This is a genomic window from Salipaludibacillus neizhouensis (assembly GCF_002886185.1).
GTDB lineage: Bacteria > Bacillota > Bacilli > Bacillales > Salisediminibacteriaceae > Salipaludibacillus > Salipaludibacillus neizhouensis.
This window is the reverse complement of record NZ_KZ614147.1, coordinates 469865-493177: the sequence shown is the minus strand read 5'-3', so window position 1 is coordinate 493177 and position 23313 is coordinate 469865. Positions and strand designations below refer to the sequence as shown.

Genomic DNA, 23313 nt, shown 5'->3' with positions numbered 1-23313 from the left:
ATACATTCAAAAGGAAAGAATGATCACTGTTTAATTTCTTGTTTGTATGCTTCGAATTCTTTCGTTGTACAAAGTACCCAGTGCTTTGGCTGAACTTCTCTAAACTCGGGTTCTTCACTTGAATCCAGTTGGCTCGGGTCATAAGGAACTCTTGTACGGCTCCGCTCATAATCGGGATCGGGTAACGGAATTGCCGATAACAGTGACTTTGTATAAGGATGCAATGGATTTTTATAAAGTTCATCACTATCTGCCAGTTCCACAATTTTACCAAAGTACATAACGCCAATTCGGTCACTGATATATTTAACCATGGAAAGATCGTGTGCAATAAACAGGTATGTGTAACCATGCTTCTTTTGTAAATCCTTTAAAAGATTTACCACTTGGGCTTGAATAGATACGTCCAATGCAGAGATAGGCTCATCAGCAATGATGAATTCAGGATCTACTGCTAAAGCTCGTGCTATTCCTATTCTTTGACGTTGACCACCACTAAATTCGTGTGGATAACGATTGGCGTGTTCTTTATTTAATCCCACTGTCTCCAACAGTTCCTGCACTCTTGCCTTGCGTTCTTGACTGGAAGAAGTTAGACCATGAATATCTAAACCTTCAGCAATAATATCTAAAACAGTCATTCTTGGATTGAGAGATGCATAAGGATCCTGAAAGATCATCTGCATTTTCCGATTAAACATTTTAAGCTGAGCATGAGATTTTGTGCCGTGAACATCTACGCCTTTAAATTTCACATCACCATCTGTTGCATTATACAACCGGATAATACTTCGGCCTGTTGTTGACTTTCCACAACCGGACTCCCCTACTAATCCAAACGTTTCCCCTTGGTAAATATCAAAAGATACACCATCTACTGCTTTAACAACACTATGTCTACCAGTTTTAAAGTGTTGCTTTAGGTTCGAAACCTCTAATAATTTTTCTCCGCTCATTAGTCATCACCTTTCTTACTAATCGGTGAAGCACCTGTATTACCAAAGCCCTTCATACGTTTCTTCACGGCTGCAGGCGGCTCCACTTTCGGTGCATATTCATGTAGTAACCATGTAGCTGCATAATGAGTATCGGAAACCTTAAACATCGGAGGATCCAACTCATTATCAATCTCAAGTGCATACTCATTTCTCGGTGCAAAAGCATCTCCTTTAGGCGGTTGTAACATATCCGGTGGTGATCCTGGAATGGCAACCAAACTTTCTTCTTCATTATCCAGTGTCGGCATAGACCCCAACAGTCCCCATGTATATGGATGTTTAGGATTATAGAAAATTTCATCCACTGTACCAATTTCCACAATTTTACCCGCATACATCACTGCCACACGGTCAGCCACGTTAGCAACAACACCTAAATCATGTGTGATAAAAATGATCGAGCTTTCTGTTTTTCGTTGGATATCTTTCATTAATTCTAATATTTGAGCCTGAATTGTTACGTCTAACGCCGTTGTAGGTTCATCTGCAATTAAAATTTGCGGATTACATGCTAACGCGATTGCAATAACAACACGTTGACGCTGTCCACCAGAAAACTGGTGCGGATACTGATCCACTCTTTCTTTTGCATCTGGTAAGCCTACTAAATCCAATAGTTCTATCGCTTTCTTCTTAGCTAATGAACGATCCATTTTCTGATGCTTCATGAGACCTTCCATAATCTGTTTACCGATTTTCATCGTTGGGTTTAATGACGTCATCGGGTCTTGGAAGATCGTCGATATATCCTTACCACGAATTTGCTGCATTTGCTTTTCTTTTAACTTTGCCAAATCTTTTCCGTTAAAAAGAATTTCTCCTTCTTTAATTCTTCCAGGAGGTGAAGGGATCAGGCGTGCTATTGCTCTTGTAGTTACAGACTTGCCAGATCCTGATTCCCCTACAATTGCAAGTGTTTCCCCTTTTTTTAAATCAAAGGAAACGCCTCGAACAGCTGTTACTTCTCCTCCATGCGTATCAAAGGAAACGTGCAAATTTTTAACTTCTAATATATTTTCCATCTTCTCACCTACCTCCTATTTACGCATTTTCGGATCTAAAGCATCTCGAAGACCGTCAGCTAAAATGTTAAATCCAATCATAATGAGAGAGATAACAATCGCAGGGAAAATCATAATATGCGGATTTGTTTGCAATGATTTAAACCCATCATTAATTAATGTTCCTAACGATGCTTCCGGTGATTGGAGACCTAACCCGATAAAGCTTAAAAATGCTTCAAAAAATATAGCAGCTGGAATTGTGAACATCGTATTTATAATAATCATTCCAAGTGTATTAGGGATGAGGTGTTTCGACAAAATTCGCGTATTGGATGAACCAAGTGTACGAGAAGCCAGGATAAATTCCTGATTTTTTAACTTAAGCACTTGACCTCGAACAATTCTGGCCATACCTGTCCATCCGGTGATCGTCAGAGCAATTATAATTGATATAACACCCGGTTCTAATATCATAATCATTAAAATAACAACTACTAGATTTGGAATACCTATTAATATTTCAATGAAACGTTGCATCACATTATCGACTCTACCACCATAATAAGCGGATATACCACCATAGGCAACACCAATGATCATATCAAGTGCTGCGGCAACAAAGGCAATTAGCAAGGAAACTTGAGTTCCTGTCCAAACACGAGTAAATATGTCGCGCCCTAGTGTATCCGTGCCGAACCAATAATAAATCTCATCCATGTCCTGTTCCGCATACACATCGAAATGACCCACGACAGTTGCAGGTTCAGAACCCGTTCCATCATCTACCAGTTCGAATTCTACGTATTCTAAATCATCTATAGAAAAGCGCAATAGAGCTTTTTGTTCGGCTTCTTCCACAGTTGCCGCCTGGAATTCATCAGATTTTGTTCCATCTAATTGCAGCCATGAAATGTTCTCTAGAACTGGTACACGTGGTGGCATTCTAGAATGCCCCAAGTCTTGTTGATAGGCATCATTTTCGTTAAGATGTGGACCCACAAGAGATAAGATTCCAACAATTATTAGTAAAGCAATACCAAATATAGCCCCTTTGTTTTTTCTTAAGCGAATCCAAGCATCTTGCCAATATGAAAGACTCGGCCTTCGAATTTCTTCTCGTTTAGCTTCATCCTTTTTAGCAGGAACGAACAGATCTTTATTTAACTTTTCGTTATTTAGCTTTTCTTTATCCATTAATCTTTACCTCCAGCTAGTCGAATCCGCGGATCAATGATACCATACAGCACATCGACAATCAGTATGATAAAAACGAAGAAAAATGCGAAAAATAAGGTTGTTCCCATAATGACTGAAAAGTCATCCGTCATAACCGACGTTACGAACTGCTCCCCTATTCCAGGTATAGAAAATATTTGCTCAATAACCAGTGTCCCTGTCATTAAACTAACTGCCATCGGTCCCATTACTGTAACTAGCGGAATCAAAGCATTTCTTAATCCATGTTTAAATAATACTGCAGTTTCATTTAAACCCTTTGCTCTTGCAGTAACAATAAAATCTGACCCTAGTACTTCTATCATTTCTGTTCGCATAAATCGTGCTGCAATAGCCATTGGGAATATCGCTAATGCAATGGTGGGCATAATCGCTTGTTGCCATGTTCCCCAGAAAGCAATTGGTAATAATCCTAACTCCACCCCCACATAATATTGCAGTAAACCTGCAAATATAAATGACGGGATTGAAATTCCAATAACTGATACAAAATTGGCTGAATAATCAACCCATGAATTATTTTTTATTGCTGCTGCTATACCTAAAAGCATCCCTACTGTAGTCCCTATTAACAAAGCATATAAACCTAACTGCGCAGATATAGGTATTCTATTTAACAGAATATCTGTAACCGCTTGATTCTTCATTTGAAATGATATCCCTAAGTCACCTTGTAAAAGGTCACCTATATATTTAATATACTGAACTGGCACGGGATCATTTAGTCCGTATTTTTCCAGTACAATTAGTTGTTGCGCCTCAGATAGTTTCTCCTTGGCCCGGAGCGGAGATCCTGGAAGCATTTTCATGAGAAAAAATGAAAATGTGGCTATCAAATACAGTGTGACAACCATATAACCAAGACGCTGCAAAATATACTTCGCCATCCCTTAACCCTCCTATTAATCATATATTTACATTATAAATTAGAATCTTCAAACTGTTCAAAATTTATGCTCAAATGGAAAAAGAGAGTAGATGCCATGAGTTGGCATTACTCTCTCCCCAGAGCTTTTGTTCCTATGTTGTTAATTATTCAATATACGCCCACTTGTATGAGAAGTCTGCGCCCATTGGATTAAATACTACCCCTTGAACATCTGGTCTCCAAAGATATGCACGAGCACGTTGGTATAGCGGTGCTATCGCAGCGTCTTCCATCAATACTTTTTCAGCTTCTAAGAAATTGTCATAACGTTCAACAGGCTCGGTAAGTAATTCATTGTTCGCTTCGTTAATTAAAGCATCAAAGTCTTCATTACTGTAATTCATCGTCATGTAAGGACTTTCAGTAGTCCACATTTCCAACCATGTGTTTGGATCTAAGTAGTCAGGACCCCAACCAGAGCTTTGAATATCGTAATCACTTGCTTCATCTCTAGCAATTCTTTCTTCAAATGGTACAGAAGAAACATTCACAGTTAATCCTTCTAAGTTACCTTCTAATTGGTTTTTGATGTATGCATCCATTTCTGTTGCTACTTCAGTGTCTCCTCCAAGTAATCCTAGTTCAAGTGAATCTACACCTAAAGCGTCTAAACCTGCTTGCCAATGTTCTTTGGCTGCTTCTTGATCTGCAGTTAGTAAGTCTCCATTAATAACACGGAAATCTTCCTCTGTTTCAGGGTGCATAGTAAAGTCTTCTGGAACTGCACCATTAGACACGACAGACCCATTTGCAAGAATAACATCTACAAGATCTTGTTTATTAACAGACATTGCAATCGCTTTACGAATGTCTTGGTTAGCTAGTGCCTCTGTTCCTTGGTTCATTTTCAAGTAAAACAATGTTGGCTCAGGTAGTGAACGGAAATCTTCAGTACCTGCATATTGTTCCACATACTCCGCGCTTAGAGGATGACGATCAACTTCTCCATTTGTGTACAGGTTAACGCCCGTACTTGTTTCTTTTACAACACTCACGTTAACTTCTTCTAATTGTACTGTCTCTGCGTCCCAGTAATTCGTATTTTTAACAAGGCTCCACTGTTCAGGATCTTCTCCTGTTGGATCCCAGTTTTCTAGTGTAAATGGTCCGTTAAATAATAGATTTTCTGTACTTAATGCATAATCATCGCCTTGTTCAGTCACAAAAGACTCGTTTAGCGGTAAAAATGTACCAAAAGTAAGTAAACTATGGAAATAAGGAATTGGTTTTGCAAGAGTAATCTCTAGTTCAGTATCACTTAGAGCCTCTACTCCCAATTCTTCCAGTTCTGCTTCACCATTGTTGATTTCAGTTGCATTTGCAATGACATCATTCATCATGAATGGACCATACTCAGAACCTGTATCAGGATCAACTGCACGTCTCCATGCAAATACGAAGTCATTCGCTGTTACAGGGTCCCCGTTAGACCAAACTGCATCTTCTTTAAGTTGAATCGTCCAAGTAAGACCGTCTTCGCTAACTTCTGGTTCACCATCAGCGATACCAGGAATAGGCAATGCGTTTTCATCTAAACGATAAAGTCCTTCCATTGATTCCCCTAGGAATTGAAATGCAACAGCGTCAGTCGCCATTGAAGAATCCATTGTTGGAATCTGTGATGCTTCAGTAATATTAAGTACTTGTTCAGAATCAGACGCTGCAGCATTTTCATTACCCTCAGCGTTATTTGCTTCAGTATTGTTTCCTTCAGTGTTACCCTCTGCATTATTAGTGCCTTCGTTACCTGTGTTATTGCCACCACAAGCAGCAACCACTAAACTAAGCATTAATACTAGTACTACTAAAAACCAGTTTTTCTTTCTCATATAGATGTTGTCCTCCCCTTAATTTATATTTTCTGAATATTTAGGCGTGTACCTACCAACTACAAATTATATTATACAAGTTTTTTTTCAATTGTGCATCTTTTTTTTTCGGAATTTATTTGAATTTTTTTCCTAATTAAGATTGGCACACTTCACCGCGTTGTTCGTTTAAAGTGTTGAAGATTTGATTTTATATTACTAAATAATTATAAATTTGTAACTAATTTTACAATTAACTGAGTAATAATTGTTTTACGTGTTTTTTTTGCTCTTGAGCCTATCTTGTGTTTTCCCCGTAATTGGACTAGGATTCATCATTATTATGCTATAATATGTCATATAATATCTCATACAATATTTTATAAAAAAGGAAGGTCATTATTTATGCTGCCGTTTATTTATAATAAGTGGATTGTTTTGTTGCTTAATTTTTTCTTCAGTTTTCTCCTTTTTATAGTCTTTGCACCTACGTCTAATCTTCTCCACTATATTAATGCATTATTCTACGTTGCCTTAGCTTATTTAATCGTTTGGTTAATTTCCTTCATTATTAAAGGACGTTTCTTAGACGGGATTATTCATGGGTTCAGTAGAGTGGGAAAACGATTATTAAATGATGAGTTCGAGAGTGAGTGGTCCGATGAACGAAAACTTTCTACTAAAATTTCTTCTCGCTTTCTAAATCTTGTTCTTTTTCAAATACTCGTGTTGTTGTTTATAATGAGTGGGTTATTATTCATCTACTACATGTAAAAAGTACATGCCTACTCCTATATGCTGGCGGTACTCTAACTCTCTCTTGTTAAAGGAAACGACGACTCTGATAATATAGGTTATAATAATACACAGACTACTATATAGAAGGGACGCGATTCACATGAGTTTAGAAAACAAAAAAGTCGTGCTTGCTGCTTCAAGAAAAACTGAAGAAATGAGTACACTAATAGAAAAACAAAAAGGTACTCCTCTCGTTCGTTCTCTTCAAGGAACTGTATTTTTAAATGACAAACAAGTGAAGGAAGATCTTGAAAGAGCTGTTCAAGAGAAATTTGACTGGATGATTTTCACGACTGGTATGGGTGCGAATACGCTCCTCGATTTAGCCGAAGAAATGGAAATAAGGGATCAATTTTTGCAGATGATGAAAGATACGGATATAGGAGCAAGAGGATACAAAACGTTTGCTGCCTTGAAAAAAATTGGAGTAAGTCCACTTGCAAAAGATGACGACGGGACAATTAATGGACTAATTCAGTCCTTGAAGCAATTTGACTTCAAAGGAAAAAGAGTCATGGTCCAGCTCCACGGCGAAAATGCCCCCTCTCTTGTAACCTATTTAGAGGAAGCCGGAGCGACAGTCATGCAGATTCTCCCTTATAAACATATTGATCCTGACCTGGATACGGTCGAGTTATTTTGCCAGGAAGTGATGCAATCAAAAGTCAATGCCGTCTGTTTCACAGCTGCTATTCAAGTTAGATCACTCTTCAAATACGTGACAGAGAAAGGCTATACTAAAGAAATACTAGATGCTTTCGGCGATAATATACTCGCAGTTGCGGTTGGAAAAGTGACTGCTGAAGCTTTACGGGATGAAGGTATCGAGCGTATGGTCCAACCCGAATTAGAAAGAATGGGCGCAATGATTAAGGAACTTAGTCGCTATTACGAGAAATAGTGAATGAAACTAAATATTAGTAAAATATGAGTAATATAGTACAAGAAAGCCCTGAGCGAAATTCGCACAGGGCTTTCTTTCTTAATTAGATAACATTTACAAGGTAAATGTTCACAATACCGCTGGTCGTTTGTTCCTTTGTTTTTTACTTTTAATTCTTATTCTTTCCTGGATTATTTACTGGCCCTTTACCTGGGTTATCCATTGGCCCTTTACCAGGACTGTTTAATGGTCCTTTGCCTGGATTGTCCTTATGACCTTTCCCTGGATGCTCCGGTTCAGGTACCTCTTCTAACTCGTCCATCGCTTTTTGTAATGACGCAATTTCAACCTGTAACTGTTCTTCCGTCGTAATCGCCTCAAGTGCTGCTTCTGCAGCTTCAATAGCTTCTAGTAGCGATGCGTATGAGCTGTCTGTGAAAGTTTTCTCTTCATTAGAAATAGCTTTTGCTTCTTCAATGAGTCCTTCAAGCTCCTTTACATCTACACTCTCTTCATCTTCAGGTACATAGTAAATTTCAAGACCATTGATTCGTTCCCCAATATTAAGGGTTAACTGTCCATCCGTCACTGTCACCTGTTCTGTTAATTCTCCAAATTCTCCGGATCCGGAGGCAATACTCCCAATACTTTCCCCATCGACAGAAAAGGTCGAAGTATTAGAGGCGATATTATCACCCGCAATAATATGAAGAAGATAATCTCCATCGCGAAGGTCGACGGTAAATTCGTAATCACCATCAATCACGAAATCTCTTCTTACATCATCAGGTCCACCTCGGTCTCGTTCTGCTACAGCTTTGTTCAGTCCAAAGCCCTTTTCACTATCATAAAGCAAGCTATTTGCTACCTGCTCATAACCATACGCAGTTGGACTTCCCTTCGAACCAAAGTCGAATTTCACGTTGAAGTCTTCTACTGCAACAATTTCAATTCCATTTACACGAGCCCATGAGCCTGTAAATACGATATTTAATTGTCCATCAGACACTGCAATTGTATCTTTATATTCTGCAAATTCACCGGCTTCTGTTCGTGTACCTCCTTGAGTGTCTTCATGCTCAAGAGAAAATGTCGTGTCATTACTATCTGTTTGTGCGCCCGTAATAATTTTTACGTCATACTCTCCATCAGGTACATCGACCATTAATTCACTGCCATTAGCCAAGATGAAATCTCTTCTTAAATCATCAGGTTCACCTTGGTCTCGGTTCCCGTCAGCCGCTTCAGCAAAACCATATCCTGTTTCTTCGTCATAAACCGTGTCATCGGTTATTTTTGTGTACCCATTTGCTAATGGGCTCGTCGAGGATCCAAAGTCAAATCTCCAACCAGGACCTAAATCAACAATTTCTTCTAACCCGTCCATAGCAACCTGTAAGTTTCTCACCACACTACTAACTTGATACTGATAGATTATTTGTTCAAGTTCTTCCTCCGCTTCGGTAATAGCTTCTTGCAACGTTTGATAAGACATTTCTGTGTAGGAATTATTTTCATTTGATATCTCTTTTGCTGCTGCAATTAAATCTTCTATATCACTCACATCAATTTCCGGTCCTTCTTCTTCAATATACTCTAGTTCACCAGAGTAATTAGGAACCGGAACGAAATCCCAATCAATATCTGATGCAAAATAAAAGCTTGGATACGCAGGCTGATTATAGCTGCCGTTCTGCCATGCAATTCCGGTTCTGTATTGAATGTCATGCATTAATGTATACATTTTACGATCAGTAACTTCTGTATTTGTGTAAATACGAATTGCGGAGCTATCCTCAGTACGAACAAGAAGCTCTTCTCTCCAATCACCAAACACATCCGCTACTAATGAAGGATTACCCTTTGTCCCGTTGTTGGTCCTAGTCCCGTCAGCAGTTAATAGTCTACCATTCTCCCAATCATCAATTGTCGGTGTCGCATTTCCTGAACCATTGATAAGTTGAGTTGTCATATCCGAATCCCATTTGATGTTCATATTTGTTCCAGGGGTATTGGAGCTAATTACTTTTCCGTCAGCAGCCTTTAAATTACGGTTCCATGTTTCTAAACCTCGTTCTCCCCGGACAACATCACCGATCATGCCGCGCCCTTCATCATTGCCAGTATACTCTCCATGTATTACTTCCCCTGTAGCGGCATCACGTAGCGCTTTACCATATGGCGCCCAAGCAGAAGCTTCGAAAACAGACCAAATCTCTAACCCTGGTCTATCGGGATTAATATCTGAAACATGTAGCGCATCTCCGTGACCAAAAATGACATTCTCTCCAGGTGCTCCACTTCCTTCAGGAAGGTCTGCCATTGAGCTATATAACAATGTTCCATCATGATCAAGCGTTGCACCACCATGGATAATCTCATGCTTTCCATCTCCATCAACATCAGCTGTACTAATTTGATGATTTCCTTGACCTGCTAACCTTGCAAAATCCTCAATTGAGCCAGCTGCTCCGTGAGGAGTATCATTGAAAGGATTGTTCATCGGCACATGCCCACTATCGGCAACCCATACCTCTTGCAGATTTTCCCCATCCCAATCATAAGCAGCGAAGGTCGCCCTAGTATAATAGCCACGATTGAAAACTGCAGATGGGTTCTCCCCATCGAGATAAGCTACCCCAGCATTGAAACGGTCTACACGATTGCCGGGTTCAATTCTACTATAGGCATAATCTCCCCACATTAGGCCATCATCACCGCGAGCAGGTTCGTACTTAATCGTCTCCAATTCAGCACCTGTTTCACCGTTAAAAATAGTTAAGTATTCAGGCCCATCCAAAATAAAGCCTTCGAAATTACGTAAGTCATTGTTACTACTTCGGCTAGGTGCATAAACATCCATGAAATAATCAACTAAACTTTCGGCATCCTCTCTAGAAAGCGGGTAGTCATACTCCACATCTGTGCCCAAAGCCTCTTCCAGTGTTTCAGGCCAATTACCGGCAGTAACTTCTTCATGCTCGTGCCAATTCATAAATACATTAACGAGATGATCATAATAATCATCCGCATTTTTCCGGTAATCATCTTCGTTGCTGTATCCAGCATCAATGTCCTCATCCGGCATAGTAATATACTCTTCTGACTCAATCTCTCCATTTCCATCGAAGTTCATCACTTTAGTGCCAGGAGCAGTCTTAAACATAATTTCTGCTTTTCCATTACCATCAAAATCATAAACTAAAAACTGCGTGTAATGTGCACCTGAACGGATATTTACACCAAGGTCCATTCTGTGCAGAAGTGTCCCATCAAACTTATACGTATCAATATACGTATTACCTGTATATCCTACTTGCGAGACATCCTTAGAATTTGATGGATCCCATTTTACGATAAATTCATATTTACCATCACCTGTCACATCACCCACACTCATATCATTAGCACTATAAGTATAAGAATCCCCAGCTGGAGTCACACCATCTGCTGGCGTTTGTAACTCTAAATCATAATAGGAATCCTCCCATGGCATTGCTGTATCACTTACATCGCTCGTTTCTTCCCCATCTACTACTGCAGTTACGTAATATTCAGAGGCACCTGTTCCATCTGTATCTAAATAGTTTGTGCTCGTCTCCACGGTATCCAGGAGTTCTCCATCTCGATAAACATTGAAATCTGTTCCTCTTTGACCATAATCAGAATATCCTGTTACTTCATCTGACAAGAGTCTCCAGCTAAGAAAAACACCTTCAGAGGTTGTTGTTGCAAGCAATCCTCTATCAAGGTCTTCTAATTGAATAGTAAACTCTTTTTTCGTCTCAGACTTTACCGTTGTGGATACAGCTTCTTCTGTATCGCCAACAACAGCGGCTACCTTGAAATAATGCGGAATATGAGTAGACATTTCAAAGGTATAAGCCGCATCAGTTACTGTTGCTACCTTTTGGTACTGAACGTTTTCCACGTTTTTATCGGCCCAATAAATAACATACTCATCGGCTCCCTCGTAATTGGTCCAGCTAAGAGAAACAGTGGAGTCTGTCACTCCAGTTACATTCAATCCTGTAACAACCTCAGCCTCTTCTGCAGATACTTCACTTCCTGAAATACTAATACTCGATAACACTGAAAATAGCATCATAAAAATCATGAAAATAGATATACTTTTCTTCCTATACATTTTACTCCTCCTCATATTTAAAAAATGTGTCCAAGTAACACTACTATATTTGATCACTTTTTCTAAACCCCGCCTCCTTTGGCAAATAAGATTGAATTTCTTTGCCACGCTTAGATTTAAAGCGCTTACATTAACTTAGTTACTTATGGAAGTCTCATAGTTGTAGGGGAGGTTATGATATTCTTGAGGTGTGTTCAGTATACAAACAAGTCCGAATTTTTTAAATACTAAAAACAACTAAAAACTATTGAAAAGTAATACACACATTAATAGAAGGTATTTAGCCTACTACTAAATACCTTCTACCGAGTTAATCTGTTCTCTATAGTATAAGAAAAACGCGTAGCGTCTTTTATTAAATACAGCGTCAGCTTCCACCGCCATCTTTTAAGTATCAAGGATGGGTTTCCCTTGATACGCGCGGTGTGAAGGTAGCTGCCAATTTTATAAATTCTGGTGTATAAAAAAATACAACTATCTCACTATCTCATAATGGCTATATACCGGGCCTCTATCAAAACCTACTTTTCCCGCAAGTCTTACAGAAGCTTTATTTGTTACATCGCAGTCCCAAGTCGGGATTATATTTTCATCGAGACATGTAGCGATAAAATGTTTTGCTAATAAGAATCCCAGTCCGTATCCCCTGAAATCATCCTCTGTAAATATATCAATTTCCGCTTTTCGATTACTTCGATAGATGGATATGCATTCACCCACTAGTATATCGTTGTGTAACGCACAGACTCCAATTCCCCAAGTGAAAAAGGAATCGACATTTCCCCAATTACTTTTATAGTAACTGTCTCTATACTTTTCACTCATATTCATTAAGTCTCTCGTTATCGATTTTACTTCTGTCTGTATGGCTGGAACAGTATCTTTCATTTCATAGAATCTCTCCGCATTAAAAATAAACCAAGTTCTCGTGGTTTTCACTATGGTAGTCTTGTGCAGGATGTTCTCAATATAAGTATCCCAAGCTGCATTACCAGAAAAAATCATCAGACTTTCTTCTTTTTTTTCGTCAATTAACTTCTTAAAGACTTGTATACACGAATGACTCTGCTCTCCGCACACAAAATATTTTCCATTACGTGTTTCGACTACTAATGAACGTGGTTCAACCTTGTCATCCGTGTAAATATTTCCTTCAATGAATCCATCAACAATTGCATCAGCAAAGGTTGGTACCGTTGCTGAATTTTCTTCAAGAAGACTTTTCACCATTTGATAATCTTCCTTTATCAATGTAACCATTCACTGATCACCTCTTCTTTAGGCAAATGTTTATTAAGGTTCTTTACTTCTTACATTTTTTCGGGTGCCTGCAGTCCTAGTAGTCTTAAACCTTCTTTTAAAACAGCTTTAACCGAATACACGAGGGATAGTCTGGCTTGTCGTTTACTAGCGTCATCTAACACCCTTACAGAACCGTAGTACTGATTAAACGCTCGTGACAGTTCAACAACATATTTGGCAATTTGTGATGGATCCGAGTTTTCCGAAGCTCGTTTGATCACATTTGGAAAATACATTAGCTGTGTCACAACGGACCATGCTTCCTTGTCATCAATCCCTACGTGGTCACTATCTTTTTCGAATTGACCTTTTACTAAAAGTGAGGATGCTCTCGCATGGGTATATTGCACATAGGGTCCAGTTTCACCTTCGAATCTCAGCATGTCCTCCAGTGAAAATTCAATATCATTGCTTCGATGATGCTTCAAGTCATGAAAGATAATCGCTCCTGTACCGACATGACGAGCCACCTCTTCCTTCGCTTCAAGCTGAGGATTCTTATCATTAATATTTTTCATAGCAAGCGAAATTGCCTCTTGGATGACTTCTTCTAATAAGACAATTTTCCCTTTTCGTGTCGACATTTTTTTGCCGTCCTTCAGCATCATCCCAAAGGATATGTGTTCCATGCCTTTCTGCCATTCATAGCCCATTTTCTTCAATACAGTAAATAGCTGTTGGAAATGAAGGCTCTGTTCATTTCCGACTACATATAAAGATTTCTTAAAATGGTAATTTTCCTGACGATAGACAGCTGCCGCTAAATCCCTTGTCGCATAAAGAGTTGAGCCGTCTCGTTTCCTGATCAGACACGGCGGCAAATCCTCTAACGGAACAACATGCGCACCTTCAGATTGTTCAAGCATCTTTTTTTCTTCCAAAAGATCGACAATTCTTTGCATCTTGTCATTGTAAAATGCTTCCCCATGATAAGAGTCAAACGTGATTCCCAGTTTCTTATAAATCTTCGAAAACTCTTGTAATGATTCTTCCCTGAACCACGTCCACAACGACCTTGCTTCCTCATTGCCTTCTTCTAACTTCTTAAACCATTCCCGGGCTTGATCATTTAAAGAGGGATCGTGCTCCGCTTTCTCATGAAAGTGAACGTATAGTTTTAACAACTCCTTAATAGGGTCCTGCCTTAAGGTGTCTTCCTTCCCCCATAATCGGTAGGCAACTATTAATTTTCCGAATTGCGTTCCCCAGTCTCCAATATGGTTGATCTTTACCGTTTTGTATCCGCACTTTTCAGCGACTAGTGCCAGTGAGTTTCCGATCACGGTCGAGCGCAAATGTCCCATTGAAAAGGGCTTTGCGATGTTTGGAGAGGAAAAATCGAGGGTGACTACCTCTCCCCGGCCTATATCTAGATTCCCATACTCTTGAGCAGATCGATTCACCTCATTGATCACTTCGTTAGTCACTTTATCTCTCTTCAAAAATACATTCACATAACCTCTTACCGCTTCTACTTTCTCCACCAATGGATTCGTGATTTTACTGGCAATATCGCTTGCGATACTTTGAGGTGATTGTCTGAACAGCTTTGCAAGAGTAAAACAAGGGAACGCCAGATCACCCATATAATCATATTGCGGCTTTTCAAGCATATGCTCAATCTGCTCGCGGCTTAGCTGACCCTCTAAACTATTAAAAACTATCTCTACAACATCTTTTTTGATTTTCACCGTGAATCCTCCTCGTAGATTTTAAATTTTTCCGAGGCAGAAAGACACAAAAAACTCCCGCCTCTTTAACGATAAAGAGACGAGAGCTATAAATTTATCCCGCGGTACCACTCTGATTGTTTCTATCCTATAGAAACCACTTGGCGTTGATAACGAGGTCCTCCCCGGCTTTTCCCTACTTTTGTTTTCAAGAAAGCATCTCCAAAGTGCGCTTCATGATTCGCTAAGTATCAGGCTTACACCGTCCCCGACTCGCTGTTCCCTTACAAATCACTACTCTCTTTGTCACTGATATGTCTGTATTAATTTCATTCGAATATTATTTTAAATCTTACCACGATAATTTAAAAAATCAAGATCTCTATATCCATTTAAATGATTTATCCCTATATTTCAGTTCTCTGTCGCTATTAATTTATTGCACTGATAGATCATCAATTTTAGGTTCTGAAAATTGCAGTCCACTTGCCGCACCTTCAACCTTTGTTTTGTAATCGATTAGATACGGGTTCAACTGACCTTTATACTTTTCAATAATGTATTCAATATTATTTGCATTGCTTTCCAATGAGACAACCTTTTTTTCAAATACAAGCCACTCAATTAGATAGATTAAACTTTTGAATTCCTCCACTTTAGCTTCATTATAAAGTTCCTGGATGGTCATACATCTTCCCCCTTTTCGCATTTACATATAACGGAAATGTTCCACGTGTAACAAAATCAGGAATGTTGCGTTGCTATTAGTTATTTTTCCCTCACTGTCTTATATGCGATACATTCCAATTAACGCTTCGTCATTTTTCCTCTATAAAGTAAGTACAGGTCATAATAGAAGAAGGAGGAGGTATATCTCTTAGTTATTAGTCCTTATGTTAAAATGAATAGACTGACTGTGATTACTAATGAGAGAAAAATGGGGGTGTAGAAATGAAAAAGTACATGGCTTTAGTTTCAGCATCAATCATTCTAAGTGCCCTTCTTTTCCCGAACCGGTGCAATGATGCTGAATAAGTTTTTTGTTTGGAAGAATTACCATTCGCTTTCGTGAGGCAAATAAGCCTTTCGAACTAACGCTCAAAGGTACTGAATAAGTAAAACTTAACTTTTTCAGTACCTTCATTTTCAGAAAGATGGAGGTTATATTTTGAATTTACCTACCTGTTGGTCGTGTCAATACTCGTTTAAATGGATCCAACTATTATTTATGACTGGAACCAAACAATGCCCATCCTGTGGAGCAAAACAATATAATACTTCTCGAAAAAAACGAAAAATAGTATGGATCGGCCCCGCGTTAGCAACGTTAATGCTGGTGCTATTAAATATCTTTCATATCTCTTTAATGAATGTTCTTTTACTAGGGTTACTTCTACTGTTAATTGCCTTGGTTATTAGCCCCTTTACATATGAGTTCACCGATAAAAATGAGGGCGTATTTTGAATTTTGGGGTACTTATCCGGTAACAGGAGATAGTGATTAAGCTGTTTACCTCTCCGATTTTAATGATTTAGGTGTTATGATTATCCCATGAATAAGGAAGATGCATATTTTAATAAGAGGAGGTTAAAGAATGGCTAAGATGTTATGGAATACACCCGAAGACTTACGTAAATTGCTATGCGAGCTTGTGAGCTGGGAGAGTCGAACCTTCACACCAGGTGAACGAGAGTTTCCCATTAAGCTGCAAGAAAAAATTAAAAAGTTATCTTATTTTAAAAATAATCCCCATCAAATTTCCCTTCATGATGTTGATTTTGGCAGAAAGCTTTTAACCGCATTATATAAACACCCAAAAGCTGTAAAGACAGTCGTTTTAATCAGTCATTTTGATACAGTGCAAACCGAAGAATACGGTGAATTAGAGCCATTTGCATTTCATCCGGAAGAACTTACATTAAAACTTCATGATCGAAAACATACGCTTCCTGAATCAGCACGGATCGACCTTGAATCGGGAGACTATTTGTTTGGTCGTGGAACAATGGATATGAAAATGGGGCTCGCCACTCATATGACCCTTATCGAACAAGCGAGTATTGAGGAATGGCCGATAAACCTATTACTTCTAACGGTCCCGGATGAAGAAGTTAACTCTGCAGGTATGCGCATCGCGATTCCTGAACTGTTACACCTTCAAGAGGAGCATGATTTGGAGTATTCGCTGTTTCTAAATAGTGAGCCTTCTTTCACCCAGCACCCCGGTGACGAAACGCATTATATCTATACAGGAACGATGGGAAAGATTATGCCAGCCGCGCTTTTTTTCGGGAAAGAAACTCATGTAGGTGAGCCATTGAGTGGAATGACAGCCAATTATATTGCTTCCTTTATGACTCAGCAAATGGAATGGAATGCGATGTTTCGGGAACATGACCTAGGTGAAACATCACCACTTCCTGTATCGCTTCATCAAAAAGACTTGAAGCTTGAATATTCTACACAAACTCCATACCGAGCTTCCGCACTTTACAATGTTTTTCTCATGAAACGTAATGCAGACGAAATATTTGATTTATTTGAAGAAGCTGCCCTGGACGCTGCTAGCAAGTGCAATATCTCCTATCAAGAGATTTGTAGAAGAGAAAACATTTCTGGTGTGGGAGAAGTGAGGGTAATTCGTTATGAGGAACTTTTAAAGCACGCTAATCATAAGTTCGGGGAAGCTACTGTGGAGAAATTAATCGAAGCCTTCACAGATAACACACTTTTAGATGACCGTGAAAAATCGCTTGGAATTGCAGATGAGTTAATGATTCAATGTCCGGAATTAGCTCCGGCAATGGTAATTTTGTTTGCACCCCCATATTACCCGGCTGTGAATTCATCCGAGGATTCTGGGATTGCAGATGCCGTAAAAGTCATTAAAGCTACGGCTGCGTCTCATCATGCTAACCTTGGTCATATTCATTACTTTAATGGGATTTGTGACTTAAGCTACCTCCGTTACACAGATAGTGGAGGAGAATTAGCAACCTATAAGGAGAATACACCTGTTTGGGGTACAACCTATTCCATTCCTTTTGAAGAAATGAAACAACTGCAAGCTCCTGTATTGAATGTAGGTCCCTTCGGAAAAGATCCTCACCAGCGAACGGAACGATTACATCGGAAAAGTGCGTTTGTTCACACGCCATCTATATTAAAAGAATTGTTAAAGAGTATGATGGGCAAACAAAGTGGTACCAACTCCGATATAGAGATGCGGTCCGTAGACTAAGATAGCAAAATTTAAGAAACTTATTTTTAATAGTAAGTTTCATAGAAAAAACGGAAAGGTCCTTTTAATAGACCTTTCCGTTTGCTTTACTAGTTATTCTGCAGTGAATTTTCGCTTTCCTAGCTCATCTTCAAGCATAAAGAATGCATTACTATCATCGTTAATACGTTTCAGCTTTTGAATGAGGTTATCAAAAGTCGCCTCTTCCTCAACCTGCTCTTCAACGAACCAGTTTAAGAATGTCATTGTTGCATGCTCCCGTTGATCCAATGCTAAGTCAGAAAGCTTATAAATCTGCTTCGTTACTTCTTTTTCATGCTCAAGTGATTTTTCAAAAGTTTCGAGTATAGAAGAAAAGGTGTTGTTTGGAGTAGGCAAGCTAGCTACTTCAGCCTTTTCCCCCATGTCATTGATAAAATGATAGAATTTCATCGCATGAAAACGTTCCTCTTCCGCTTGTGTTAGAAAGAAGCTGGCAAATCCATCAAAGCTTTCGTTGGAACAATAAGCAGCCGTAGCAAGATATACATGTGCAGAATAAAATTCATAATTCATTTGATCGTTTAATCCTTTAACTAAGTCTTTACTAATCATCTTCTTCACCTGACCTTTTCACAATTTTTGTTCTTATTTATTATTTTCCTTCTTTTAAGGCTAACATATAATTCGAAAATGAGTTAGTAAAATGGTATACAGTCTTATGGGAAAATTTATCTCTAGCTTCTCACTTAGACCAACCTTTCTCCTTAAAACGTGTTATTGCTTCGATTCGATTCGTGACTTCTAATTTTTCAAGGATGGAAGAAATGTAGTTACGAACTGTCCCATTAGTAAGATGGAGCTCGTCCGCTATGTCTTTGGTACTTTTACCGGCTGCCATTAGTGCAAGAACATCATTTTCCCGGTCAGTTAAGGGGTTTTGTGGACTATAGAATTCATCCACCAGTTCCGGAGCATAAATTCGCCGCCCATCCATCACACTTCGGATTGCATTAGCCAATTCCTCACTCGGATTATCCTTTAGCATATAACCGTTTACCCCTGCTTTCACAGCACGCTGAAAATAACCAGAGCGAGCAAATGTAGTGAGAATAATGACTTTGCAGTCAAGTTCTTTTAATTCTTCCGCTGCATCAAGTCCAGTCCTTTTAGGCATTTCAATATCCATGATGCATACGTCTGGATCATGTTTATAAACGAGATTCACAGCATCTTCCCCATTACTTGCACTTCCAACTACACTCATGTCTTCTTCTAAATCGAGTAAAGCAGCCAGCGCTCCGAGCAGCATCTTTTGATCCTCCGCAATAACAATTCGTATCATACTTTTTTCACCCTCTTCTTTTTTTGCTTAGCCTTTACTTATAGTCACCAGGTACATTAATCACGACTGTGGTACCGTTCTCCGCATAGATTTCCAAATTACCGTTAACAAATTCTAATCTTTCCTTCATTCCTTTTACACCACTTTTTTTTGCTCGACTTTTTGAAGTGTCTATTCCAATCCCATTATCTTTTATTTTCACCGCAAGATCCCTGTCTTCTGATTCGATAATGATGGAGCAATTTGTGGCCCCGCTATGCTTCACTATATTAGTTACCGCTTCTTTTACACACATACTCACGACATTCTCCGCAATAAGAGAAGTGTTCGGAAGTTCCAAAGACCCATTGAAATGGAAGTCAATATTTGCTGCCTGTAATATTTGCTGTACACGAGGTATCTCATCTTCTAACCTCGTACCTCTCATCTCTGTGACTAGTTCTCTTACTTCTTTGAGAGCAATTCTTGCAGTATTTTGAACATCTTTAATCTCAGTCCTGGCTTGATACGGATTTTTACTAATAAGTTTTGCAGCCAGATCACTCTTTAGACCAATTAATGAAAGTTTCTGACCGAGAGTATCGTGAAGATCTCTGGAAATTCGTTGACGTTCTTCTAGCTTGACGAGTTCGGAAATACGCTTGTTTGCATCCTCCAATTGACCTTGGAGTCGCTCCTCTTTATTTTTGTTATAAGTACTTACCGGAAGAAGAATAACAGCAACTATACTGAGAAATACAAAAGGTAGTTGTGTTATAAACACACTATGGGCAATAAATCCATAATAACTAGTTCCAAATGTGCTAATAAGAAGAATCGTGTATAACGTAAAAAAGGCCCCCCGATTTCTGAGATTGCCGATAAAGAAAGCTAGGAAAAGGAAAAAATATATATAGCCAAACAGCAGTGTCATAGCCGTTGCAATTGCAATCTGTAAACTTGCACCTAAATAAATAATCCAGCCATGTGACGCAAATGACAGAACATAGCAAATAAAAAAGCCGACAACCATTGTAATTCCGATAACAATTTGTAGTGTGGAAGAATCTTGCACGATGAAGTAAAAAGGGAGGATGTAAAAGACGACCCATACGTATGGACTAAGCCCTGTATTCTTACGAAACTTTTGATTCCAATTTTTCAAGTCCTTCCCTCTTTTCCATGGATTTTCTTGAATTAAGTGTATTGTACCACATGTTAGCACCTGGGGGTTTCCCCAGGTGCTAACTGTTACTTTTATATGCAAGTAAAGTTTCTCTAATATTTCTATTCGTTAATTCTTTACTAACTCCTCTTCAAGCTTTATTATCCGTTTTGCTTCTCCAAACGAGACGAACTTTTTCGCATTTTCATCCCATAGACGATATCGTAGTGATTTGAAACTTGTCGCTAACGTGATTGTTGTAGCCTTCTGAAGTGGCTGTGATGATTCATGAGCCTTCTCCAAATTGTAGTTTGGAACTCTAGGACTTAAATGATGCACGTGATGAAAACCGATGTTTCCGGTGATCCACTGTAATACTTTCGGAAGCTTATAATACGAGCTTCCTTCTACTGCTGCCTGAACATAACTCCACTCATCACTATGTTCAAAATAAGAATCTTCAAATTGATGTTGTACATAAAATAACCAAATACCCATCATGCCTGAAATTAATAGCATCGGAAGCTGAAGCATAACAAAAGTCTGCCAACCCACTAACAAGCTTAAAAGTGCATAAAGAGCAACAATGGAGAAATTGGTGACATACAGATTGATTCTCTCTTTACGTCTCGCCTTTTTAGAATTAAAACGATATTGAAAGGCGAAAACGGCAAGTGGACCAATTCCTAGCATAACGATAGGATTACGGTATATTCTGTAACCGATTTTTGTCCCAATAGAAGCATTTTTATATTCATCAACGGTAAGGAGCCACATGTCACCAGTACCTCTTTTATCAAGATTACTGCTTGTTGCGTGGTGCGTATTGTGACTATTTTTCCATTGTTGATAAGGAACTAACGTTAATATCCCTGTTATCGTACCCAATATTTCATTTGCCTTCTTATTCCTGAAAAACGATTGGTGACAACAATCATGAAAAATAATAAACGTTCTAACTAAAAATCCAGCTGTGGCGATTAAGAAAGGAATAGTCAGCCAATAAGATACAGATATACTTAAATATGATGAGTACCATAGGATAACTAAAGGTACTAGCGTATTAATTACTTGTTTGACACTTGCTCTTGTGTCGTTTTTTTCATATGGAGCCATTTCTTTTTTTAATTCTGCAATATTTGATTTACTCATTATAGTATTTCCTCCTCGTATAAAACTCCTGAAACTCGAATTAGTATATTCAGGATTGGTCTTACTTTATAAGAATATAGGATTTATATGCTCTAGTTAAGTCATAAACGTCAAAACAAGGGTATGACATATGTCATATATACTGGAGATTTTAGTAGGTCCTCGCTGTTTTATCCCTTACTAGCATATAGATACACTTCCTCTATCAATTTTGATGATATTTACATAACGGTATTCTATGTAGAAAAATTAAACACATAATATACTATTTCTAATCAATAGTAGTATTCACTCTTAAACTAAATTATTCCTTTTCTTTAAAACCAATTTATGCTTTTTGATCAAACCCATCCGCACTAAAAGCCTATTAGGAGCATCATTTATCCTAATAAGCTGGAGAGGAAGCCTATTGTATTGCCTATATCTATTCAATAAAACATTTATGCGATGGATTCAATAACAATGACTGTCCAACCTTTTCCTTTATAAGCGTTGTATCCATTCGTTAAACAATAAGCATGTATTTGCTTGTTTTCAATCATATATCCATGCGTTTCCTTACCTGACAAAACATTGTTTACTGCGGCCATGTCCGTAAGTTTTTTCTCTAAAATACCTGATCGATCTCTTGAGGCAATGATGTATCCCTCTGAATTAATAACATATAGTTTGCTATCTTCGGCAACCTTCACACGATCGATAATATCATAAATGAAATCCCAATTAAACCTCGTAGTAAGTACTCCTACGACCTTACCTGAGTCATTGTGAATCGGGCTCGAATATCCCATTGTATATCCACCAACAACAGATGAATGATACATGTCAGTCACGTGCACCTTATTTGTCTGAACCGTTTCTTTAAACCATTCTCGATCGGACATATTTTTTCCGACCTCGGTTTCATTCTGAGAAGCTACAATGATTTCTCCATTAATATCAACGACTAATAAATCAAAATACACTTCATATATCTTATAAATATTCGTCAAAAAGGAATGTGCGATCTTCTTATTCTCTTGCGTAGGGCTAATAAGACAATTTTTAACAGCATCAAAAGTTGCCCAAGCCTGGACGTCACAATTTCTTTCAAATAAATTCCTATCAATCTTATCAATCGTGTCAAAAGCAATATCTACGGTCCTTACAGCAATTATTTCATTTGCTTTATCTTGTATTTCACTTATAATTTTTTCACTTTCCTTACTAGCACTAAGGCTTTCCTCGGCAAATTTCTTGATTTCGGTTGCGACAACCGCAAAGCCTTTACCAGCTTCTCCAGCTCTAGCCGCTTCAATTCCCGAATTTAGAGCTAAGATATTTGATTTTCTTGAGATACTTTGAATATTCTTCATGACACCTTGCATATCACTATTTTCCTGCTTTAATTCACTCATTAGTAACGAAACATTCAAACTTTTATTTGCAGTATTTTCCACTACTTTGTCCCCCCCCATTATTTCTATAAACTCTTGAAAACTGGATACTTTTAATCAATTTTATTAACAATATTTAGGTATTATATCACATGTTTAGTAAAATAGTGAACACATTCACAAATTAAAGTGGACTGACACTATCGTGTTTTTGATGTTTTCAATAGGCTCTTCAATACTCTTCTAACAATGATGAATAGTAGGGAAAGTCAGATACACTTTTAAAACTCCCTTCACCGTC

General features: G+C 38.4%; 17 protein-coding genes, 2 pseudogenes and 1 other annotated feature. Of the genes and pseudogenes, 4 read left to right on the top strand and 15 right to left on the bottom strand.

All coding sequences use genetic code 11. From position 1 onward, the window contains the following. Nucleotides 1-23: 23 nt before the first annotated feature. From CEF18_RS19335 to CEF18_RS19315, 5 genes are all read right to left on the bottom strand, one after another. Nucleotides 24-956 (bottom strand): ABC transporter ATP-binding protein, encoded by a 933-nt coding sequence (locus CEF18_RS19335; RefSeq protein ID WP_110938147.1) that lies wholly within the window; start codon nt 954-956, stop codon nt 24-26. Continuing rightward, a complete protein-coding gene (locus CEF18_RS19330) occupies nt 956-2020 on the bottom strand; it encodes an ABC transporter ATP-binding protein (RefSeq protein ID WP_110938146.1) in 1065 nt (354 codons plus the stop codon). The genes CEF18_RS19335 and CEF18_RS19330 overlap by 1 nt, the downstream gene beginning before the upstream one ends. A 15-nt stretch (nt 2021-2035) precedes the next feature. Continuing rightward, the gene (gene opp3C, locus CEF18_RS19325) at nt 2036-3196 is read right to left on the bottom strand and encodes an oligopeptide ABC transporter permease (protein ID WP_110938145.1); all 1161 of its coding nucleotides are present in this window, start codon (nt 3194-3196) and stop codon (nt 2036-2038) included. Then, nucleotides 3196-4125 (bottom strand): oligopeptide ABC transporter permease, encoded by a 930-nt coding sequence (gene opp3b / locus CEF18_RS19320; protein WP_110938144.1) that lies wholly within the window; start codon nt 4123-4125, stop codon nt 3196-3198. Before opp3b ends, opp3C begins: the two co-directional genes overlap by 1 nt. A 145-nt stretch (nt 4126-4270) precedes the next feature. After that, nucleotides 4271-5995, bottom strand: coding sequence for a peptide ABC transporter substrate-binding protein (locus tag CEF18_RS19315; protein ID WP_110938143.1), 1725 nt, complete (start codon nt 5993-5995; stop codon nt 4271-4273). A gap of 384 nt (nt 5996-6379) precedes the next feature. Here CEF18_RS19315 and CEF18_RS27275 point away from each other — a divergent pair, with 384 nt between their 5' ends. Both CEF18_RS27275 and CEF18_RS19305 read left to right on the top strand, forming a co-directional pair. Next, nucleotides 6380-6748 (top strand): DUF3899 domain-containing protein, encoded by a 369-nt coding sequence (locus CEF18_RS27275; RefSeq protein ID WP_110938142.1) that lies wholly within the window; start codon nt 6380-6382, stop codon nt 6746-6748. A gap of 118 nt (nt 6749-6866) precedes the next feature. Beyond that, a complete protein-coding gene (locus tag CEF18_RS19305) occupies nt 6867-7673 on the top strand; it encodes a uroporphyrinogen-III synthase (RefSeq protein WP_407690434.1) in 807 nt (268 codons plus the stop codon). Nucleotides 7674-7824: 151 nt separating this feature from the next. Here the strand turns inward: CEF18_RS19305 and CEF18_RS27270 are convergent. From CEF18_RS27270 to CEF18_RS19285, 5 genes and pseudogenes are all read right to left on the bottom strand, one after another. Continuing rightward, nucleotides 7825-8991 (bottom strand): annotated as a pseudogene (locus CEF18_RS27270) (hypothetical protein); the annotation flags it as partial. 273 nt (nt 8992-9264) lie between these two features. Continuing rightward, nucleotides 9265-11526: pseudogene (locus CEF18_RS26610) on the bottom strand (rhamnogalacturonan lyase); the annotation flags it as partial. A gap of 750 nt (nt 11527-12276) precedes the next feature. After that, nucleotides 12277-13062 (bottom strand): GNAT family N-acetyltransferase, encoded by a 786-nt coding sequence (locus tag CEF18_RS19295; RefSeq protein ID WP_110938140.1) that lies wholly within the window; start codon nt 13060-13062, stop codon nt 12277-12279. Between the two features lie 50 nt (nt 13063-13112). Then, nucleotides 13113-14795 (bottom strand): arginine--tRNA ligase, encoded by a 1683-nt coding sequence (gene argS, locus CEF18_RS19290; protein WP_110938139.1) that lies wholly within the window; start codon nt 14793-14795, stop codon nt 13113-13115. Between the two features lie 72 nt (nt 14796-14867). Further along, nucleotides 14868-15093, bottom strand: a binding site (T-box leader). Nucleotides 15094-15210: 117 nt separating this feature from the next. After that, nucleotides 15211-15462, bottom strand: a complete 252-nt coding sequence (locus CEF18_RS19285; protein WP_110938138.1) for a hypothetical protein — start codon at nt 15460-15462, stop codon at nt 15211-15213. Nucleotides 15463-15942: 480 nt separating this feature from the next. On the opposite strand from CEF18_RS19285, the gene CEF18_RS19280 reads away from it, so the two are divergent. After that, nucleotides 15943-16239, top strand: coding sequence for a TIGR04104 family putative zinc finger protein (locus CEF18_RS19280; RefSeq protein ID WP_183041157.1), 297 nt, complete (start codon nt 15943-15945; stop codon nt 16237-16239). 130 nt (nt 16240-16369) lie between these two features. Then, a complete protein-coding gene (locus CEF18_RS19275; protein ID WP_110938136.1) occupies nt 16370-18016 on the top strand; it encodes a M20/M25/M40 family metallo-hydrolase in 1647 nt (548 codons plus the stop codon). A 93-nt stretch (nt 18017-18109) separates the two neighbouring features. On the opposite strand, the gene CEF18_RS19270 is transcribed toward CEF18_RS19275, so the two are convergent. From CEF18_RS19270 to CEF18_RS19250, 5 genes are all read right to left on the bottom strand, one after another. Then, nucleotides 18110-18610, bottom strand: a complete 501-nt coding sequence (locus CEF18_RS19270) for a ferritin (protein WP_110938135.1) — start codon at nt 18608-18610, stop codon at nt 18110-18112. A 130-nt stretch (nt 18611-18740) separates the two neighbouring features. Next, nucleotides 18741-19340: a response regulator transcription factor gene (locus CEF18_RS19265; protein ID WP_110938134.1), complete on the bottom strand. Its 600-nt coding sequence runs from the start codon at nt 19338-19340 to the stop codon at nt 18741-18743. 34 nt (nt 19341-19374) lie between these two features. Further along, nucleotides 19375-20484 carry a sensor histidine kinase gene (locus CEF18_RS19260; protein WP_110938812.1) on the bottom strand — a complete coding sequence of 370 codons (1110 nt, stop codon included), beginning with the start codon at nt 20482-20484 and terminating at the stop codon, nt 19375-19377. 129 nt (nt 20485-20613) lie between these two features. Further along, nucleotides 20614-21636: a Delta(5) desaturase DesA gene (locus CEF18_RS19255; protein WP_110938133.1), complete on the bottom strand. Its 1023-nt coding sequence runs from the start codon at nt 21634-21636 to the stop codon at nt 20614-20616. A 440-nt stretch (nt 21637-22076) separates the two neighbouring features. Further along, nucleotides 22077-23075: a methyl-accepting chemotaxis protein gene (locus CEF18_RS19250; RefSeq protein ID WP_110938132.1), complete on the bottom strand. Its 999-nt coding sequence runs from the start codon at nt 23073-23075 to the stop codon at nt 22077-22079. Between the last annotated feature and the right edge of the window lie 238 nt (nt 23076-23313).

Bases quoted from the DNA above. Each gene is read 5' to 3' on its own strand.
- CEF18_RS19335 (WP_110938147.1), bottom strand. From the start codon at position 956: ATGAGCGGAGAAAAATTATTAGAGGTTTCGAACCTAAAGCAACACTTT.
- CEF18_RS19330 (WP_110938146.1), bottom strand. From the start codon at position 2,020: ATGGAAAATATATTAGAAGTTAAAAATTTGCACGTTTCCTTTGATACG.
- opp3C (WP_110938145.1), bottom strand. From the start codon at position 3,196: ATGGATAAAGAAAAGCTAAATAACGAAAAGTTAAATAAAGATCTGTTC.
- opp3b (WP_110938144.1), bottom strand. From the start codon at position 4,125: ATGGCGAAGTATATTTTGCAGCGTCTTGGTTATATGGTTGTCACACTG.
- CEF18_RS19315 (WP_110938143.1), bottom strand. From the start codon at position 5,995: ATGAGAAAGAAAAACTGGTTTTTAGTAGTACTAGTATTAATGCTTAGT.
- CEF18_RS27275 (WP_110938142.1), top strand. From the start codon at position 6,380: ATGCTGCCGTTTATTTATAATAAGTGGATTGTTTTGTTGCTTAATTTT.
- CEF18_RS19295 (WP_110938140.1), bottom strand. From the start codon at position 13,062: ATGGTTACATTGATAAAGGAAGATTATCAAATGGTGAAAAGTCTTCTT.
- CEF18_RS19285 (WP_110938138.1), bottom strand. From the start codon at position 15,462: ATGACCATCCAGGAACTTTATAATGAAGCTAAAGTGGAGGAATTCAAA.
- CEF18_RS19275 (WP_110938136.1), top strand. From the start codon at position 16,370: ATGGCTAAGATGTTATGGAATACACCCGAAGACTTACGTAAATTGCTA.
- CEF18_RS19270 (WP_110938135.1), bottom strand. From the start codon at position 18,610: ATGATTAGTAAAGACTTAGTTAAAGGATTAAACGATCAAATGAATTAT.
- CEF18_RS19265 (WP_110938134.1), bottom strand. From the start codon at position 19,340: ATGATACGAATTGTTATTGCGGAGGATCAAAAGATGCTGCTCGGAGCG.
- CEF18_RS19255 (WP_110938133.1), bottom strand. From the start codon at position 21,636: ATGAGTAAATCAAATATTGCAGAATTAAAAAAAGAAATGGCTCCATAT.